The 20,072-nt window shown below is 46.9% G+C and carries 15 protein-coding genes; 1 reads left to right on the forward strand and 14 read right to left on the reverse strand.

From position 1 onward, the window contains the following. Positions 1–123: 123 nt before the first annotated feature. From glmM to rfbC, 6 genes are all read right to left on the reverse strand, one after another. The gene (gene glmM / locus NG792_RS17860; protein ID WP_261236274.1) at positions 124–1,659 is read right to left on the reverse strand and encodes a phosphoglucosamine mutase; all 1,536 of its coding nucleotides are present in this window, start codon (positions 1,657–1,659) and stop codon (positions 124–126) included. Positions 1,660–1,854: 195 nt separating this feature from the next. Further along, positions 1,855–2,925, reverse strand: coding sequence for a glycosyltransferase family 4 protein (locus NG792_RS17865; protein WP_261197614.1), 1,071 nt, complete (start codon positions 2,923–2,925; stop codon positions 1,855–1,857). A 63-nt stretch (positions 2,926–2,988) separates the two neighbouring features. Beyond that, positions 2,989–3,891 carry a glycosyltransferase gene (locus NG792_RS17870; protein ID WP_261197615.1) on the reverse strand — a complete coding sequence of 301 codons (903 nt, stop codon included), beginning with the start codon at positions 3,889–3,891 and terminating at the stop codon, positions 2,989–2,991. A gap of 97 nt (positions 3,892–3,988) precedes the next feature. Continuing rightward, a complete protein-coding gene (locus NG792_RS17875) occupies positions 3,989–5,062 on the reverse strand; it encodes a glucose-1-phosphate thymidylyltransferase (protein ID WP_261197616.1) in 1,074 nt (357 codons plus the stop codon). 8 nt (positions 5,063–5,070) lie between these two features. Then, complete coding sequence (rfbD, locus tag NG792_RS17880) at positions 5,071–5,940, reverse strand: dTDP-4-dehydrorhamnose reductase (RefSeq protein ID WP_261236275.1); 870 nt, start codon at positions 5,938–5,940, stop codon at positions 5,071–5,073. Then, complete coding sequence (gene rfbC / locus NG792_RS17885) at positions 5,937–6,485, reverse strand: dTDP-4-dehydrorhamnose 3,5-epimerase (protein WP_261197618.1); 549 nt, start codon at positions 6,483–6,485, stop codon at positions 5,937–5,939. The genes rfbD and rfbC overlap by 4 nt, the downstream gene beginning before the upstream one ends. A 338-nt stretch (positions 6,486–6,823) precedes the next feature. Here rfbC and NG792_RS17890 point away from each other — a divergent pair, with 338 nt between their 5' ends. Next, entirely contained in the window at positions 6,824–9,910 is a 3,087-nt protein-coding gene (locus NG792_RS17890) for an ATP-binding protein (RefSeq protein ID WP_261236276.1), read from the forward strand. 442 nt (positions 9,911–10,352) lie between these two features. On the opposite strand, the gene NG792_RS17895 is transcribed toward NG792_RS17890, so the two are convergent. From NG792_RS17895 to NG792_RS17930, 8 genes are all read right to left on the reverse strand, one after another. Beyond that, positions 10,353–11,051 carry a helix-hairpin-helix domain-containing protein gene (locus NG792_RS17895; RefSeq protein WP_261197620.1) on the reverse strand — a complete coding sequence of 233 codons (699 nt, stop codon included), beginning with the start codon at positions 11,049–11,051 and terminating at the stop codon, positions 10,353–10,355. Between the two features lie 22 nt (positions 11,052–11,073). Then, positions 11,074–11,427: an NINE protein gene (locus NG792_RS17900; protein ID WP_261197621.1), complete on the reverse strand. Its 354-nt coding sequence runs from the start codon at positions 11,425–11,427 to the stop codon at positions 11,074–11,076. A gap of 86 nt (positions 11,428–11,513) precedes the next feature. Next, positions 11,514–11,729, reverse strand: coding sequence for a hypothetical protein (locus tag NG792_RS17905; RefSeq protein WP_261236277.1), 216 nt, complete (start codon positions 11,727–11,729; stop codon positions 11,514–11,516). Positions 11,730–11,732: 3 nt separating this feature from the next. Beyond that, positions 11,733–12,011 carry a TM2 domain-containing protein gene (locus NG792_RS17910; protein ID WP_261236278.1) on the reverse strand — a complete coding sequence of 93 codons (279 nt, stop codon included), beginning with the start codon at positions 12,009–12,011 and terminating at the stop codon, positions 11,733–11,735. Positions 12,012–13,469: 1,458 nt separating this feature from the next. Continuing rightward, positions 13,470–13,592 (reverse strand): hypothetical protein, encoded by a 123-nt coding sequence (locus tag NG792_RS17915; RefSeq protein WP_261236279.1) that lies wholly within the window; start codon positions 13,590–13,592, stop codon positions 13,470–13,472. A 97-nt stretch (positions 13,593–13,689) separates the two neighbouring features. Beyond that, positions 13,690–15,714 (reverse strand): beta-barrel domain-containing protein, encoded by a 2,025-nt coding sequence (locus tag NG792_RS17920; protein ID WP_261236280.1) that lies wholly within the window; start codon positions 15,712–15,714, stop codon positions 13,690–13,692. 179 nt (positions 15,715–15,893) lie between these two features. Beyond that, a complete protein-coding gene (locus tag NG792_RS17925; protein ID WP_261197624.1) occupies positions 15,894–18,941 on the reverse strand; it encodes a peptidase domain-containing ABC transporter in 3,048 nt (1,015 codons plus the stop codon). 18 nt (positions 18,942–18,959) lie between these two features. Continuing rightward, positions 18,960–19,700 (reverse strand): peptidylprolyl isomerase, encoded by a 741-nt coding sequence (locus tag NG792_RS17930; protein ID WP_261236281.1) that lies wholly within the window; start codon positions 19,698–19,700, stop codon positions 18,960–18,962. Positions 19,701–20,072: the final 372 nt, after the last annotated feature.

The following is a 20,072-nucleotide window of genomic DNA, read 5'->3' on the forward strand; positions in this document are numbered from 1 at the left end:
ATTTTTAACGAATAGACTCCTGCCCTATTCTTCCCAAACAAAGAAAAGAAGACCCGATCGCTCGCGCCTTCTTTTCTAAATTTATTCCGATTTAAGAATGCAACTTAACGGGATAATTCAACTCTAAGCGGCCAAATGTTGCTCAACAACTCGCACTAAATTTTCGGTCCAATAATTTGCCAGTTCCGCCGTTGCTGCTTCCACCATCACCCGGATCAAGGGTTCCGTACCCGAGGCGCGAACTAAAATCCGGCCCTGATCGCCCATTGCTGTAGTTGCGTGGTTGATGGCGATTTGCACGGGTTCGCAACTTTCCCAATCCATCCGGCGATCGCGGTCTTCTACCCGCACATTCCGTAACAATTGCGGATAGGTCTGAAAACTCTCATCCACCATCTGCGCCAGGGAACCGCCATATTGTCTGACAACGGTTGCCAGATGAATCGCGGTCATCACGCCATCTCCCGTTACCCCATAGTGGCGACAGAGAATATGACCGGATTGTTCACCGCCTAACATAGACCCAGTACGCAGCATTTCTGCATGGACGTGCTGATCGCCGACGGGAGTTCGGAGTAATTTACCCCCCAATTTTTCCCAGGCCCGTTCAAAGCCTAAATTAGACATGACTGTAGCCACAATCGTTGAGTCAGGGAGTTGACCGGACTGTTCCAGGGTCTGTCCCCACAAATAGAGAATATAATCTCCATCAATCGGGCGGCCTCTATCATCCACCCCTAAGACGCGATCGGCATCGCCATCAAAGGCGAATCCCATATCGGCATTGTATGCCTTGACTGCGGATTGCAGGACATCCAGATAGGTAGAACCGCAGCCGACATTAATGCGATCGCCATCGGGGCGATCGTGCAAGCAGATAATCTCAGCCCCCAATGCCTGAAACACCTCCGGGGCCAACATCGCCGCTGCACCCCAGGCCAAATCTAAAACAATCCGCATTCCCTGTAAAGGCAATTCCTCAGTCCCATTGCCATAAATCAACGGGAGTTGTAACGCTTTGGCATAATCCGCCACTAACTCGGGCCTATAATATTGATGTCCCCAGGCCCCGGTCAAACTCGCCAAGTCCATCTGCCCTCGGATACCTGCTTCAATCTGCTTCTGCACAGCAGCCGGTAGCTTCGTCCCGTCTGATCCAAAAAACTTAATTCCATTATCCCCCGGGGGATTGTGACTAGCCGAAATCATCACCCCGCCAATCGCTTCCGAAACGCTAGTTAAGTAGGCTACGCAGGGGGTCGGACATAATCCTAAATTCCAAACTTCTAACCCTGCCGAAGTCAGCCCTGCCGTGAGGGCCATTGCTAACATATCGCTAGAATTTCGAGAATCTTGTCCTAAAATAATCGGACCCGTTGTTCCGCTTTGGGCTTTCAGGACCTGACCTGCCCAAAATCCGACCTGCAAGGCGAGGGGCGCATTCAGAAAATCTCCCACTCGTCCGCGAATTCCATCGGTCCCAAATAAGGGAGTATTGGGTAGATAAATTCCGGTTTCTACCACGGAAAGGCGATTGATAACCTCTTTACCCGCAATGGGTTTGGGGTTTTGTACCGATTTAGACCCATTCACCCCGGCGAGGGTTAAGGATGAGCCGTTTGATCCAGAGCCTTGCGTCCAGGCTGGAGTTGTTACCATAATTTTATTCACTCCACACACACCAATATATAGATTCACTGTGGAGAATAGCATTTCCACAGAAATATCCTACTAAACAAGAGTAAAAAGCTGAAATCCGGAGTTAAGCCGGTTAAGAGTCTGACGATAGACGGAGAACGGATGAACGATCAAGAATGAATTTTCGGGATTTTGTTCATCCTTGATTGCTCATCCTTAAAGATAGTCTTTTAAAATTTCTCCTGTGGAGATTCCGGTTTTAGACCAACTAAATTGACTGGCACGGGCTAAACCCAGTTCCCGGAGGCGCGATCGCGTGGTTGCACCCAGGGCCACCGCCAGCATGGCACTGGAAATTTCTCGAATATTGTACGGATCCACTAATATGCCAGCATCGCCGGTCACTTCCGGCAGAGAAGAGCGATTTGAGGTGATCACCGGAGTGCCACAGGCCATTGCTTCTAAAGCAGGTAAGCCAAATCCCTCCCACAAGGAAGGAAAGACCAAGGCGATCGCCTGATTCATCAACACCGGCAACTTCTCGTAGGGGACATATTCCAGAAATTTCACTCGTTCACATAATCCCAACTCTTTGACCTGTTCCTGGAGGGCAGGAGTGTAGCGGGAGTCATGGGAACCGGCTAACCATAATTCATACTCGGAACCCTGGGCCACATTCGCAAAGGCTTCTATCAATCGATGCAGATTTTTATAAGGGTCACAGCGACCGACGTAGAGAAAATAATTACTAACGGGTAAGTTTAAAAATTTAAAATTCTCCCCATCATATCCCAAGGGAATTGGGGTGATTTTATCTGCCGATATTTTACAAAAGTTACTAATATCCCGGGCTGTGGATATGGAATTACAGACAATATGAGTCGCTTGCTGCAAAACGAGGGGAATATAATAGCGATGATAATAGGTTAAGGGAGAGCGTTTGTTAGGAAATCGCAGGGGAATAAAATCATGAACCATCACCACAGACCGACAGCTTGAAAACAAGGGGGCTTCGGGAACTGGGGAGAACAGCAGTTGCGATCGCAGAGTTTTATAAATTTTCGGCAGGTGTTGTTGGGTCCACCACAACCGCTTGAGATGACCTTTCTTTCCATAATCTGGGGTTAAATCTTCTGGAACTAAATAACAATTATAAGGAGCTAATTCCCGCCCGATTAATAAAGTCGGCTCCAGAGGGGTTAAATAAGGGACAATTTGGTTAGCATAAGTGGTAATTCCCGTAGGTTTGGGAATCAAAAATGACAGATTAATGGACAGGGAAGTCAAGAGCGTACACCTCGGATTTTTTGCGTGACGTCCAACTACAGGTCAAGAGCGAACACGATTGTTTTATCCAAAGTAAACATCCGAACCTCTTGGTTTCAGGTTAGAGAGGAGGGCTTTGACTAGGGGCGATCGCTGACAATAGTGAGCCAATCCAGCAAACTTTCCCCGGGCAATCTCCGGCTTAACACAACTCAAAATTAGGGCATGGACAATTAAGCGAAACAATCGACCGATTAAAACTCGTTTTGGACTGTATTTCTCCATTGTTTTTAAATAGCTGTAGGTGCTGTGTTTGAATTTATCTTTAACCTGGGTATCTGTAATCGAAGACGGAGAATGAATCAGGCTTAATTTGGGCGTCACTCCAATAATATGTCCTTGGGCGGCATAGCGTCGGCAAAAATCAAAATCTTCATAATAGAGAAAATAATCGGGGTCAAAGGTAGGACATTCGGAAAACTGTCCCAAATTAATTAATAAACTGCAACCCGTTACCCAGTCACAAGGGACATAATCGGCATCCGTCTTCACACTCAACAGGTTTTTTTCCAGAATCGCACCCTGACTCGGAATAAATACCCCACCGGCAAACCAGAGGGTCCCGGTGGGTTCATAAACAATTGTACCTAAAATAGACACTTCGGGATTCGCGGCAAATAAATTGGGGACTTTTTCCCATCCTTCCGATCCCAGCAGAGTATCGGGATTGATTAACCAGACAATCCCTTGGGAGTCTTGCTGGTAAACCCAATCCAGTCCCAGATTGCACCCCGCGCCAAATCCGACATTCTCCCCAGACTCCAAAATCACCGTAGACTCGCATTCCAACTGGTAAATTGAGCCGTCTTTGGGGGAATTATTAACAATAATTACCTGATATTTAAGGGTATAACTGTCCTCAATGGATTGAATTAATTGCTCAATTAACTCTGTAGAATAATAATTAACGGTTACAAAATAAAGCACCTGAGTTGAGATTCCATCGAGTGATTGATCAATTGAACTGGGATGAAGGATAACCTAGCTAAATTTTGATTTATCTTTTATCCTTCATCCGAACCGATTAGGGTAATTCAATTTGAGAATCATCGCCAATCATAAAGCGGAGGGCTTTGGGTCGTCGGGGGGCGATGGTCAATTGTGCTCGTCTACCGATGACACTATCGACCAATCGTTGATGAATGCCAATGATTTGAGCGCTATGCAAAACCACACTATGTTCTAAATCCGCTTCGATTAACTTCACATGATCGGCGATGCTGCTATAAGGACCAATGAAGCAGTTTTCCAAATAACAATTTTCGCCAATAATCACGGGGCCCCGAATTGAACTGTTAATCACTTTTGTTCCCGCCCCAATTTGGACGCGCCCGATAATGTGACTCTGGTGATCCACTTCGGCGTGATTCTGGGCTACTAATTGAGTATCCAGAATGATGCGATTCGCTTCAAGAAGGTCATCTTTTTTCCCGGTATCCAACCACCAACCCTCTAGGGTGCAGGATTCCACGGAGGTTTCCCAGTCGATGAGACGTTGAATAGCATCGGTAATTTCTAACTCTCCTCGGGTCGAGGGTTGGATATTGGCGATCGCCTCGTGAATCTGGGGAGAAAAAAAGTAAATCCCCACTAAGGCTAAATTAGACGGCGGGTCTTTAGGTTTTTCAATTAATTCTAAAACCTTACCCTTTCCATCCACCTTTGCCACCCCAAATGCGCTGGGATTGGAGACTGGCCGCAGTAAAATTAAAGCATCCAGTTTTTCTTCTTTAAACTTATCCAAAAACGGATTCAGCGGCCTTTGGATGAGGTTATCTCCGAGATACATAATAAACGGAGTATCCTCTAAAAATGGACGAGCTATTTTTACTGCATGAGCTAAACCGGCGGGTTGTTCCTGCAAAATATAAGTAATCTTCGCACCGAAGCGATCGCCATTGCCGGTCAGAGATTTCACCTCTTCCCCGGTTTCTGGACTGATAATAATTCCGATATCCGTAATTCCGGCGGCCACAATTCCTTCAATGCCATACCAAAGAATCGGCTTATTGGCGACCGGCACTAACTGTTTAGCACCAGAATAGGTGAGAGGTCGGAGGCGGGTGCCTTTTCCACCGGACAAAATCAGTGCTTTCATATCAATAATTAACCGCTAAAATTCCGGAGCATTTGTCTGAGTCCCTGTCGCCAGTGGGGGGGATAAGTTCCCAAAGTTGCGGCGATTTTAGCCAGGGAGAGGACCGAATAGGCGGGACGACGGGCGGGAGTAGGATACTCTTCGGTAGAAATCGGCTTAACCCGTTGGATTTGCAAGGGAAAACCCAGGGCCTGAGCTTCTTCAAAAATGGCGATCGCAAAATCGTACCAACTGGCAACCCCGCTATTGGTGTAATGGTAAGTCCCCGAGGGAATTGCTAACTGAATCATGGAGGCGATCGCCGCAGCTAAATCCCCAGTCCAAGTCGGACTCCCCACTTGATCCGTTACCACCCCTAATTCCTCTCGTTGGGCACCCAAGCGCAGCATCGTCTTCACAAAATTACCGGAACCCCCGGTCCCGTACACCCAAGCGGTTCTGAGGATAATCGCATCTCCCCCCACCTGACGAATCGCTTCCTCACCGGCGAGTTTTGATGCGCCATACTGTCCTAACGGATGGGTGGTATCGGTTTCGCGATAGGGATGAGACTGAGTGCCATCAAAGACATAATCTGTGGAAACGTGAATCAACCGCGCCCCTAATTTATGACACTCATCCGCCAGGATTCCCACCCCGGTGCCATTAATAGCCATTGCCCGGTCCTGTTCACTTTCGGCTTTGTCCACTGCAGTATAGGCAGCACAATTGATGACCACTTGAGGTTTAACCGCTGCGATGACTTGACCGATTGAGTCAGGATTGGCTAAATCCAAAGTTTGGCGATCGCACCCCGTCACCTCTCCCACCGCTTGCAGAATGGGAGACAATTCCTGTCCCAATTGACCCGTAATCCCCGTCAATAAAATTTGGGTCATGCAAATACTTCCGCAACCTTCAAAGGTAGACCCGCTTGATCTTTTTCCGATAATATCGGCGTAGCCCCATTCAAGGGCCAATCGATGCCCAACTCTGGATCATTCCACAGGATACAGCGTTCATGGTGCGGGGCGTAATATTCCGTGGTTTTGTACAGCACTTCCGCGATTTCCGAGACCACAAAAAAACCATGAGCAAATCCAGGCGGAATCCATAACTGGCGGTGGTTTTTGTCACTCAGGAGACAACCGGCCCACTGTCCGAAGGTGGGAGACTCTTTGCGAATGTCCACCGCCACATCAAACACGGCACCCACCACGACGCGGAGTAATTTTCCTTGGGGCTGTTGAATCTGGTAATGTAGACCGCGCAGGACATTTTGGCGCGATCGCGAGTGGTTATCTTGGACAAACTCTGCGGTGATGCCGGTTTTTTCAGCAAAGGTGCGTTGATTATAACTTTCCAAGAAAAAACCGCGATCGTCGCCGAAAACTTTCGGTTCGATAATCACGACATCAGGAATATCAGTGGGAATTATGTTCATTAAAAATTGTCAGGGATAGCAACCGGGAGTTTTCGGGTTTAAACTCAGCTCGCTCATCAATTTATCAGAATTGCTCACCTTTAAACCGAGAGGTTTAAAAATTAGGACTCATTTTCCCGTCCGTTACACTCAAGGTTACAGTGGCTTAAAAGACCAATCCAGGGACGGTGGCAACCCGAGCCTTTTCAAAGACCCAGAGGGGCCTGGATAGAGGGCGCTATCCAATTTAAGGTTCAGGGTAGCCAGTGGCATTCTTGATCCCAAGGAACCAAGAATCAAGATCGTGTACTTTCTATGTAGCGCGGTAGTTTCCCTAAACGCCTTTGCGTTTATCCTCTATGGTAATGCAATTGTTTCATAAATATTTCGCAACCAGCTTTTCAAGCAGACCTGTAAATTGGGCGCTGAAAGCTCGTCTGCTCCCCTATATCGCAGCATCAGTCACGGTGGCATTGCTGTTAGCTGGAGTAGCAATCCTCAACTATTCTGAACAACAGCGCTGGAAACAGCAGCATCGCGCCAATGTCTTGAATAAAGTCAGCGCCATCCGGGCCCGATTAGAACAAGGATTAAACCAGCGGTTGTTTCTGGAACGGGGTTTAGTCGCTTATATTAGCGCCCTCAATTCCGACATTGACCCCAAGCAGTTTGATAACCTAGCTCGGGTGATTGTCGCCAACCAAGCGGGAATTCGCAGTATTGCCCTTTATAAAAACACCATTGTTAGCCATATGTATCCCCTAGCGGGGAATGAGGCGGCGATCGGGTTTGATCCGATGACGATTCCCGCTGAACGGGAAGCAATTCTGCGGGCCATTAATACCCGCAGCACAGTCTTGGCTGGACCTCTGGACCTGTTTCCTCAAGGACTGGCTTTTATTAGTCGCACCCCGATATTTTTGACCCCTCCCGGTGCAGAACCCGGAAGCGGGTCCTACTGGGGGATGGTGGGGATTATTATCGATCGCGATATCTTGTTTACCGAGGCCGGATTGTTCGATGCTGATTCCCGACTAAAATATGCCATCCGGGGGAACGATGGATTGGGGGCTGCCGGAGGGGTATTTTTCGGGGACCCCCAAATTTTTAGGCAAAGTCCGGTGTTGTTATCCGTGATTCTGCCCAATGGATCTTGGCAGTTAGCGGCAATCCCGGCTGAAGGATGGCCTGCGATCGCCCCCTTTTCCCGATGGTTATGGGCAGGAGGCTCCGTCTTAGCGCTATTAGCTGGGGGTTTGGTGTTTATTCTAGTCAGTACACCAGCAAGACTCCAGGGTGCCGTCAATCGTGCCACCACTGCCCTCAGAAATAGTGAAGATGCCCTCAAACAGGCCAATTTGGAATTAAAACACCTCGATCGCCTCAAAGATGAGTTTTTAGCCAATACCTCTCACGAATTACGAACGCCCCTCAATGGCATTATTGGTCTAGCTGAGTCGCTAATTGATGGGGCCGCAGGCGCCGTGACCTCCCTCCAACAGAAAAATTTAGGGATGATTGTCTACTGTGGATATCGCCTGGTCCATCTAGTTAATGACCTGCTTGATTTTTCCAAGTTAAAACATAAAACCATTGAACTGCAACTCAAGCCGATTGGCATGAGAGAAATTGCAGAAATTACCCTCTCTATCTGTCAGCCTTTAATTGGGTCCAAGGATTTAAAATTAATCAATGAGATTCCGGCGGAGATTCCGTTAGTTTTAGCCGATGAGAATCGGGTCCAGCAAATTTTACAAAATTTAGTTGCCAATGGGATTAAATTTACCTCCATCGGTGTCATTGAAGTGTCGGCGCAGTTGTGCAAATCTGTCGCGGATACTCCAGATCATCCTGACTATTTAGCGATTACGGTTTCTGATACGGGAATTGGGATTGCCTCGGACAAGTTAGAGCGAATTTTTGAGTCTTTTGAACAAGCGGACGGTTCTACGGCACGGGAATATGGTGGCACGGGATTGGGGTTATCTATTACTAAGCAGCTTGTGGAGTTGCATGGGGGAGAAATAACGGTAAAATCCACGGTGGGAGTAGGGTCTCGATTTACCTTTACTTTACCGATCGCACCCGTTGAGGTATCCAATGGGGAACGGTTGACTTACCCATCGGTGACGACGCAAATTATCAAGGAACAGCGTGAGTCAGTCGCCTTTGATTCCTCCGGTAAAGCACCCATATCCCCCGAGGAGTCAGTCGCTACTTTAACCTTTTTAAAAGCCGAGGAAAATTCGGAACAATTTAAGATTTTAATTGTGGATGATGAGCCGATTAATTTGCAAGTATTGGTGAATCATCTTTCCCTACAAAATTATGCGATTACTCAAGCCTCTAATGGGATGGAAGCCTTAGATGTGATTCAGCGCGGGTTTAAGCCGGATTTGATATTACTAGATGTCATGATGCCCCAAATGACTGGGTTAGAAGTCTGTCAGAAATTGCGGGATGTGTTTCCAGCGACGGAAGTCCCGATTTTAATGTTAACGGCCAAAACTCAAATTGATGTCCTCGTGGAAGGTTTTGGTTCTGGGGCGAATGATTATTTGACCAAACCCATTTCCAAGAATGAATTATTGGCGCGGATTAAAACACATTTAAGACTTTCACATATTAACCTAGCTTACAGTCGCTTTGTTCCCCGTGAATTTTTACAAATGCTGAATAAGGAGAGCATTATTGATGTTAAATTGAGCGATAGTGTGAATCAGTCAATGTCAATCTTATTTTCAGATATTCGGGATTTTACAAGTTTAAGTGAACGGATGACGCCGGAAGAGACATTTAAGTTTATTAATGCTTATTTGTCGCGAATGGAACCGGCGATCGCAGCCAATAAGGGGTTTATTGATAAATATATTGGCGATGCGATTATGGCCTTATTTAATGGGGAAGCCGATGATGCCGTGCAAGCGGGAATAGAGATGTTACGAAGTCTCAGGGAATATAATCGCGATCGCCTCGCCACGGGAGAACAGCCGATTAAAATTGGCATTGGCATCAATACCGGGGATTTAATGTTAGGAACCGTAGGGGGAAAAACTCGCATGGATGGAACAGCGATCGGAGATGCCGTCAACTTAGCCTCCCGAATTGAAGGACTCACCAAACAATATGAGGTTTCCTTGTTAATTTCTGATCGCACCTTTTCCCAGTTAAAAAATCCCGCTCAGTATGGAATTCGCCAAATCGACACGGTTAAAGTCAAAGGTAAATCAGAATTAGTCACCGTTTATGAAGTTTTTGATGCCGATCCACCGGATTTGAAAGTTTCCAAGCTAGAGACAAAACAGGACTTTGAAACCGCCTTGTTTTACTATAACCAGAACTCACCGGAGGAAGCTCAGGAACTGTTTGAACGGTGTTTGTGCAAAAATCCAGATGATAAAGTCGCCCAAATTTATCGCGATCGCACCCAAGAAAAGTTATCCTAACCGAACCGACAACATAACTGTCGTACATTCCGCCGGTTGAATCCAGTAATAAAAAATCCGGTTGTTAGAAGTAGATTTTTTATGTTAGCCTGCCTTCGCAGGCTTTGTTTGTGTAGACCCACCAAGCATGGGTGCAGTTTTTTATAGACTTTTGAAAACCGGATTCCGTATAAGTAAATAATATTTCTACCAGGAGTCTCATAAAAACTGAACTATCCACCGGCGTTCATCAGTTAAATAGGTTATTCGCTTAACTCCTTTCACAATAAGTAAATGGATTGATTGACAACATTGAAAAACCCATCGACCGGCTCCATGTGGCCTATAATGTTATAGTCTATTTTATAATTCCTTGCGGTTGTTCAAGATATAGTAGTATCAGTCCTGGCATGGCTGGGGGGTGGTGTTCATTACCTCACCGAAATTTGTACGGTCCAGTTATTTAAATAATTTGACGATAAGTAGCCAAAGGTAGTTGTGTTCGTCGTTTGACATCAATAACGGATTTGTATTCCCCACGCTTTCGCTCATTCACTATTTTTTGAGCGACTTCTTTTTGAAGGCCAACGGTCATTAATTCCTCTAAAGAGTAACTGTTGAGACGCCGCCAAGAGAAATCTGATTCTTGTTTATAGTCATACCCAAAAACAATAAAATTGGCAATTCGTTGAACTGTTGTTTCAGGAATTCCTACCATATCTGACAATTCTTCTGGATCTGTAAAAATATATCCTTCATTTCGTAGTGCCTCAATATCATTAGCATAAACAATAGGTAAGTTCAATTCCTGAACTAAATCATTTTTTGAACACTTATTTATATCTATTTTTACCTTTTTTTTAGAGATAGATGTACTTCCATTAAAATTGGCCTGCACCGTTAATTCGGGGGAAGACATTTTATCTAAAAACCCTTTTTTGAAATACCAAGCTAGACCAATTTGAGCTACCCAAATCGGGAACATTAAGCTAGTCTCAGCTAGGAATAAGGTAAATCCGGTCATTCCCAGTCCTATGACAATCCAAGATGTAGTATTGGTTTTTTTTCCGGCATAGGCGATCGCTAATCCTCCCAATCCGGGAATCATCGAATACCATACCCAATTAGGGGTTCTCTCTAACGACAACGGATCTTTAGACATGATGGTTTCCAACAGATGAATGTTACAAATCTTTTAAGAGTTTCTTGCGCTTTTCTTCATATTCTTCTGGGGTAATAGCTCCCATATCATAGAGATTTTTTAATTCACTCAGAGCGCCAGTCGTGTCTCGGGCAGAGCGCCCGTTCCCAGATAAGCTCCCTCCACCCATTGGGATGCCATTGAATTTAGCATCAAACTGTTGATCGGACATCAAGAGCAATCCAATAAACTCAAAAAATGCAATTAAAGCGGGGATAAAAGTCCAGCTAAATAGTAGATACAATACCCCTCCTAGATTTTGTCCTAGATAAAATTTGTGTACTCCAATTCCTCCTAGAAAAAAGGTTAATAAAATGGCAACACTTTTACTTTTCATGATTTTTCCCCGATTATTCTAGTGAAGTGATCACCCTTAAAAGGCGTCAATTGATAGCATTATTATACCCACATGAGTGGATACAATTAAGGTTTTGCAGCATAAATCTTAGAGAGCTTATGCATCAAAAAATAGAGGATTACTAGACCCGCTTGAGTCTCTAATAAGACAACATAACCCCTCCAAAAGTAACTTAAATTTAAGCTTGAAGTTCCAGTAAAGGCCAGTATTCCTAAGATAACAAAAGGCACTAAGCTCATTTTCTTGATGTTAGCTTTACCATGTTTTAGGGGTAATTGCATAGATTAAATCCCATTGTATTTGCGGTCAAAATTTTCAGTAGACATAAATAAAATTACAAAAAATTCGATAACTGCAATTAGTCCCCAAATGATTAAATAGATAAAGATGGGGATAATCAGCCAGCCCAGGAATACGCATAAGATTAAAAAACCAAGGAGGTAGAGGATGCCTGGAACTATCTGACCTAAATAAAACTCATGAGCGCCTAAAAACCACAGAAAAAAACAAAGTAACAGAGCTACACCTTTACTTTTGGTTGAATTTCGGTTAGTATTTTTCATGCTATTGGGTTAACAATTTGCCAATTAACTAGAGTGGGTTTTAGGGTGGGGGCAGGATGATATAACCCGACTAAATGATTTGAAACAAAGCCAGGGAGCCAGATGCTCTTCAAGTAGGCATAGCTGTTGATGTGCGGCACTCTAAGAGCTTCACATAAGAAGCCATGACTCCATTGATTTAGGACTGATATAGAGCGTTAATACAGTATTTGATAGATATTACAATCAATTTTGACCCCTATGGGTTGAATGGAACTTGAGGCTTTGTCTTTCCGATCTATCTTAAAAGATAGCTTATTTTAGAATTAAAAGCTAGGATTTTTTATAAAAAAATAATTAAGAAAGTTGTGAAGTGCTTCGCGAGTAAAGGAGCGCAAAATCTAGGATATTTTGAAAGTTAGCTTAAGTCCTTTTCAGACACGAAAATAGGCTGGTTTAATCCTAAATTAACTGAGATGCAGCGAATTTATTTGATTTAAGCGATCGCCGATGAATAAAAATAGCCCACCCAACCTGGGAGATTTACTTCCATGCCTAGTCTTGGAGGATTTTTTCCTAAATGAAAGCGAGCAAGGTGTGATGCTCTAACGGTACGTTTGGCAGCATGGCGCACAAGAGTAAGAGCAAGTGCTGCACAGCATTTGCTCTTACTTTTATGCGCTTTTATCCCCTAATCTATATTTACTTGCTTTAGGCGCTACCTAGGTTACCCGGCTTGGAACCCCTGCCAAATTCCTACCCGGGTTAATATATCAGTAAATTTTACCGTTAACTGGAAGGATAAGGCACTAACTTGTCCTGCCCTATATTGAAAATAAGATTTTATTTTTCGCCTCTGCCTAATGTTAAATGCAGAAATTTGAGGGGCCACTCTTGAGCCAGACGATGAATAATGCTTTGTGGAATGGGGCGTTATTTTTACGGACAGCGATGTCCGTAAAGGCTAGATTTTCTGGAATGATTAGCTTAAATATAGCGAATCTTGCAGGAATTTAACAAAAAAACCATGCTGGATGTTCTTGTAGTGCGAGCCTTCAACCCAAGCTATCTCTAGGTCCAAATGCTGCAAGAGGCACTATACTACTCTATATCTCTGTCTAAAAATACGCCCGAGTTTTTATACGTTTTTAGGCAGTTGGTAACAAAAGTTGATAAAATTCCTGAGATTTAAGGCAAGAATACTTTGCCGGTTATTCATAAATTGTTGGGCGAGAACGTTAAGAGATAAAAGTTATAAAAAAATATCTGCCATTAATTGCATGAAATTTGAAGGGAGCTACAACACTTGATTTAAAATTAAACTAAAGCCTTGCTCATTTTCACAGAAAGCCGATCGCCTTCCCAAGCCTCCACTTCCCTAGCTGTAGTCCTACGGAGATGAATCAGTCCCCACCCAGTCTAGCTGTAGTTAGCAGTCGTAACACCCCTCAATCGCGCAATCACTAGGACCCGCGACTTTTAGGTGGGACCATAAGCCAGATGCAGTGGAATCGTGCGAGGCGATCGCTCACCAGCCCCCGACGCGATCGCCTCGCCCGGAAGGCCCACCCGCGATCGCCACCGCACCTTGCCCAGGCTCATCCGGGCGATATTTTTCAAGTGTTCAAAATGAGAACTTGAAAAATATCGCTCAGACGGCAGGAGTTTTAGCGCCAACCGCCATCTTGTAGACAGGAAATTATTTCACCGTCTCAATGCTGCGAGTCTTATTCGTCATCCGGCTCAAGAAAATCTGGAGCACACTGCGTTTGCCAATTTTAATATTACCCTGCACTGCCATACCGGACTGGAGACTCACTTGCAGTCCATTATCCAACAAGAACTTTTCACTATCTAAAATAATAGTTGCCGGGAATGCATAAAAGCGTCGGGTTTCATCAGGTGGCAACACATCAGAACCAATCGAGGTTAGCACACCCCGAACCGTACCATATTCCGTGGCCGGGAAAGCTTCGATACTAATCTCAACGGGGACCCCAGGCTGTCCGTCCTCTTGACTCTTCCGCAGGGCATCTAACACCATTGCAATATCTTGGTTTTGGATGTAAACCGATGCTTCAAGTTCATTATTCGGAACGATTTTTAATAGAGGTTCCGGGGATTGCGCCAGGGTGACATATCCGGGAGAATTGGGTTTTAAATCAAACACATACCCATCCACGGGAGCCTTGAGTTCTTGATACTGGAGTTCCAGATTAGCCTTGGCTAACTGTCCGTCAATTTGAGAAATCCGCTTGTCATTTTCCAGTTTTAAGCGGCTGAGTTGTCCATTGATATCAGAAATGCGTTTTTGATTTTCGGCAATGCGGGCTAACACATCGCGCTGGGAAATAGCGCGAGTATTTTGGACCTCTTGACGCGATCGCGACATCGCCACCTTCAGCCGTTCTTGTTCACTCAAGAGGCGATCGACCTCTCCTGATCGCGAAAGCAATTCATTTTGTAGGCGCAAAATTTCCCCCTCCCGGGCCGCAATCTCATTTTCAGCCCCTAAAATTTCTGATTCCCGCGCCCCAATTTCATTTTGAAATCGCAAAAGTTCCTCTTCCCGTCGGGCAATCTCATCTTCACTTCGCAGCACCTCAGCTTCCCGCGAGGAAATTTCATTTTGCTGGGTCAAAATTTGAGCTTCCTGGGCCGCGAGTTGTTGCTGACGACTCAACAATTCCGCTTCCCGATTAGACACTTCCGCTTGCGATCGCAAAATTTCTTGTTCCTGGCGCTCTTGTTGCAGCTCGGACAATGCCCCTTCTGCCACCACAGGTTGAATCCGGCCCATAATACTTTGATTCACCGCGAGGCCCTGTTTTGCCGTTTCCAGTTGGGCTTGAGCCGTGGGGATTTGCCGACGGGCGGTTTCCAGTTGTTCCAGCGCCCTCGGTAATTGGCGACGGGCATTTTCTAACCGTTCCCGAGCCTTCGGGAGGTCTTGTTTGGCATTTTCCAGGCGTTGTTGGGAGGCCACATATTGCCGTCTAGCATTCTCCAATTGAGCAATCACATTAGGCAATTGCCGCTGGGCGGTTTCTAATTGTCTGCGGGCAGTTTCTAATTGTCCCTGAGAGATGGCAATTTGACCTTGAGCCGTGGGAATTTGGTTATTCACCTGGTTGAGTTGTTTTTCCAACTCATCTACCCGCAAAGATACCGCTTGTTCCCGCGACTGAGATTCGTTTCGAGAAGCGATTAACAATTGCTCTTGGTTGAGGTCGAACTCCCCTCCATTGCTGGCGACAGCGGCCCCATTGAGCTGGGCTTGTAAAAATTGGGTTTCAGAAATTAAATTTGCTCGCAGTTTGGTCAGGTTTTCGAGTTCAGAACCCGCTTCTCCCACGGTATTACCACTGAGTGCTGCTGTAAAAAACTGGTTTTCTCGCATCAGGGCGTCTCGTTGTTGCTTGAGAGACTCCACATCAGCCTCTGGATTCGTCGCGTCCAAAGTCACCAAGAGTTGGCCTTTTTTTACCAACTGGCCGCCTTTAACGTGAATGTCCCGCACTACACCATTGGTTGGGGCTTTCACTTCAACTACCGCTCCCTGGGGTTCTAATTTACCCGTGGCAGCAATCGATTGATCAATTTGCGCCCAGGCCGCCCACCCGACTCCCGAAGCGGTCATACCCATAATCAACCAGATAAATACACTAGACCAAATCGGCGGGCGTTCTAAAATAACAGGTTGGTCGAAAACTGCTGATTTCATGGTTTTTAGGTGCTAGGTTTTAGGAGGGATGGGGGATGGGGGATGGGGAGATGGGGAAGAGGGGGAAGAGGGGGAAGAGGGGGAGATGGGGAAGATGGGGAGATGGGGAAGATGGGGAAGATGGGGAAGATGGGGAGATGGGGGATTTGACCCTCATCTCTGAATTTTGCCCATTTCTCTTAGACTTGCGATTCCTGTTGTTGATACAGACAGTAGTAGAGACCTTTGAGGGCCATTAATTCATCGTGAGTGCCTTGTTCCACCACTGCGCCTTGGTCCATCATGAGGATGACATCGGCTTTTTTAACGGTAGTTAGACGGTGGGTGATGAAAAAGACCGTGCGACCCTTAAAGGCATCGGCGAGGTTTTCACAAACGAGGCGCTCGGAATTGTAGTCGAGGGCGCTGGTAGCTTCGTCCAAAATTAGCAGATGGGGATTTTGCAGGACAGTCCGGGCGATCGCAATCCGTTGGCGCTGACCCCCGGATAAGGAGGAACCCCGTTCTCCCACAACGGAGTTATATCCATTGGGCAGGGTCATAATAAACTCGTGGGCGACGCCAATTTTGGCCGCTTTAATAATCTCATCAGTGGCGGCATCTGGATTAGTCAAAGCGATATTCTCCTGCACCGTCCCATTAAACAGCAGGGTATCCTGGAGGACCACACCGATTTGACTCCGTAGGGAATAAAGTTCCACCTTAGAAACATCATAGCCATCGAGCAAAATCCGACCCCCTGTCGGTTCATAAAGCCGTTGCAACAGCTTCATCAAGGTACTCTTACCGGAACCACTCTGCCCGACAATGCCGACAAACTGCCCTGGTTGAAACTCCAGATTGATGTTCGCCAATTGCAGAGATTTACTCTGGGGAAAGTGGAAGGAAACGTTTTCAAATCGGACAGCACCCTGTACCGCAGGCATGGGGATATTGTTGCGGTCCTGTTCATCGGCCTCGGGATGTGCCTCTAAGATATCCCGCAGACGTTCAACAGACATGGCGGTTTCTTGGAAGGTTTGCCAGACTTGCACGAAGCGCAGCAGGGACCCGGTGACGTTGGAGGCGATGATCCGGAAGGCGATCAACTGACCCAAGGACATCTGAGGAGGGTCACTCAGAACTAAATGAGCACCCACCCACAGGAGGGCGAGTCCCGATCCTTTATTTAATAAGGTACTGATGGAACTGGCGGTGGTGGAGGTGACGACGGTTTTAAACCCGGCGCTGATATAGCGAGCATAGCGCTCGTACCAACTCCACCGGGAGGTGAGTTCGATGTTTTGGGCCTTCACGGTTTGAATACCGGAGAGGACCTCCACGAGATAGGACTGGGTATCCGCGTAACGCTCGGCTCGTTTGCGTAACAAGCGTTCGACAATGGGCGAGACCCCGGCGATTAGCAGGGCCATCAGGGGGACGACAGCCAAAGCGACGGCGGTCATCAACAGGCTGTAGGAGAGCATGACGGCGATATAAATCACCGAAAATACGGCATCGAGAACGACGGTGAGGGCGGTTCCGGTGAGGAATTGGCGAATTTTTTCCAGTTCGCTCACCCGTCCGGCGAGTTCACCGACACGCCGTTGATCGAAGTAACCCAGGGGTAGTCGCAGCAGGTGGTCGATCACCTGGGACCCGAGGTTCAAGTCAATGCGGTTGGTGGTGTCTGCGAATAAATAGGTGCGTAACCAGGTGAGCGCCCCTTCAAACAGGGCGACTAAAACCATCAATATACCCAGGATATCCAGGGTTTCTAGGCTTCTTTGCCCGATGACTTTATCGATAATCACCTGAGTGATCAGGGGGTTGGCTAACCCAAAGAGTTGAATGAAGAAGGAGGCGAGGAAGACTTGGACTAAGACACTTTTATATTTGCCGAGTTCGGGAACGAACCACCAGAAGTTAAAGGTGTCTTGTTTGTCTTCTGCGGGAGGGACGAGGAGGAGGACCTGTTCGGTGCCTTCTTTGCCTTCTTCGGTGGGGGTGACGAGTTGCCACTCCTGGATAAATTTTTGGGGTTTGCGGCGAATGAGCCCTTTGGAGGGGACTGCGGCAACGATTTCGCGATCGCTGACGCTGAATAAGAGGGCGAAGCTATTTTCCCACCGAATCATCGCCGGTGCTTTGAGCCGGGAGATGACTTCTACCGGGACGGTGACCAACTGCCCGTTAAATCCCATCATGGCAGCAACAGACCCACAGGATTGTAGGGTCAGTTTGCCGTGGGAGTTATATTGATTTTCCAAGACGCGCTGAACGACGTCACGGCGCACCCGAATCTGATATTGTTTCCCCAACATTTGAAAACAGGCCAAAGACCCCTGAATAGGGCCTCTTCCTCGGATGAAGGGATATTTAACTTTACCGGGTGGGGTGTTCTCTTCGGCTTCAATCTCCGGGGGGCGATCGGGGGCGTAGGGAATGGGATCGACTACGGTCGGGGTGACGGTCGGCGTGGGGGCGATCGCGCTATGGGAATCAGCGATCGCACCCCCATTGTTTTCGGGGGTTACCGCAGTTCCTGCCAAATCAAACAGGGGTAAGCCCACCACTCGGGCCCCATCGGGACAAGGGAGTTTCCCAATGGTGTTGGCATCCACAATTAGGCGGCTGCCTCTGTTAAATTCGCCGATGGTTCCGCTACTGAGAAACCAGAGGCGATCGCGATCAAGTGCGGTCAGATTAGCTTTCCCTTTTGGGATGTTAAGGACGACTGCCTGGGGATGGAGTTGCAGGGTCAAGTCTTTGGCATTGGTGGTCGCATCGGCTCGGCGCTGAAGTTCCCCGGAGAGGACCTCAAACACCTCATTTAAGGCGGCCTGTTGATCAAAAGCTTCTCGGAAGACCTTTTCGGATTTCACCTGCTCTAAGAAGGTACTAGCCCGGATGCAGACACAGATCACTTCCCGTGAGGCGATCGCACTGTCTACCGCCACCCCCCGCAGCAAGCTACCCCACCCGAGAATTTCTCCCGGACCGGCTAACCGCAAACTCACCATGCTTTGGCTGCGTTCATCACGGGCCAATTCCCGCACCTGGCCCTCGTAAATCACCGCCACTTGAGTCGGCATTTTGCCCAGCTCAAAAATCGGTTGACCCGTCCGATACCGCAACAGTTCGCAATGGGTGGCCAGATTTTCCAAAGCCCGATCGCTCAGGCGATCAAAAGGGGCCGTTTTCTTTAAAAATTCTGAAATTTGAGAGAGATCGATCGTTGATGTCATGATGAAACAAACCTGCGCCTAACCCGCGATAGACTGCAATGACCCGACTTTTTGCACCTGTTCTCGCCACCAATTTTCAAACATCTCGTCGATTAATTGCCGACGCATATTGTCATCCAGTTGGGCTGGAATAAATTTTTCTAATCGAATAATCACGAACCATACGTCCAATTGTCGAGGCGGCCAGAGTTGCCCCGGTTGACTAATCGACAACAGTTTACCAATTAGGGGATGGGGTTGAGACACCGGAACAGGTCCCAGCATTCCCCCAGTTCTGCTTTCTGGGCCTTTTGAGTATTCGGCAGCCGCATCTGCAAAGCTTTGTTCCCCTTCAGAAATCCGAAAATAGATTTCTTGGGCTAGACCCGCATCCTGTGTCCGAATTAAGGAGTAAACCACTTTATCCAGGTCAGTTTTGCGGGTCATAAAATAACTTTGAACTTTTGGCCCCCAGGTTGTTGTCTTGAATTTTTCTATCAATATCTGTCGCACCACAGACTCCTGCATCTGTTCTTCGGTCATGCCTTGGCTTTTAAGCCACGCCTCCCGGATTTCAGGGGAGGTTAGCTTTTGCTGCACTGCAAAGTCTTCAAGCGCTCTTAAGCGTTCTTCATCGCTTGCCGTGATATTTGCCTCGGCTATTCCTTGATCTAGGACGACACCCCGACAAAATTGCTGATCTAACTGATACCGCTTTAATAAGGCCGGTATGTCTTCTGCTTTAATCGTTATGTCGCCAACTTGGAAAAGGTCACTCATGTTCAACCTCTACAAGACCACAAATATAACCAATCCTAGTTGGCATTGCCAGCACTTTTTGTTTCCTGAATTGAGTTTTGGGTTGGGTTTCGGGCAATTGGGTGATGCTCTCCCATCATAAAGGGGCGGTCAAACTCGCTTGGATGCCACGATGGGATGGGTCGATATCGACTTACCCCTGGAGAAGGGATCAAGGCATCACAGATAAACTGAATCCGGCATATTCCATACATCGCTCATCCCATCGTTAAGCGTTGCTCCTGTTGTTGTCTGACCTTTCCCGATTGCCGTTGCTGCCCTGAAAAAAATTGACGGCTCTTTACTATCTTAGTAGATAGGCCGTTGAGTTCTCTCTACTACCGGGGACGCTAG

Origin of the sequence: Laspinema olomoucense D3b, from assembly GCF_025370785.1 — a bacterium.
Classification (GTDB): Bacteria; Cyanobacteriota; Cyanobacteriia; order Cyanobacteriales; family Laspinemataceae; genus Laspinema; species Laspinema olomoucense.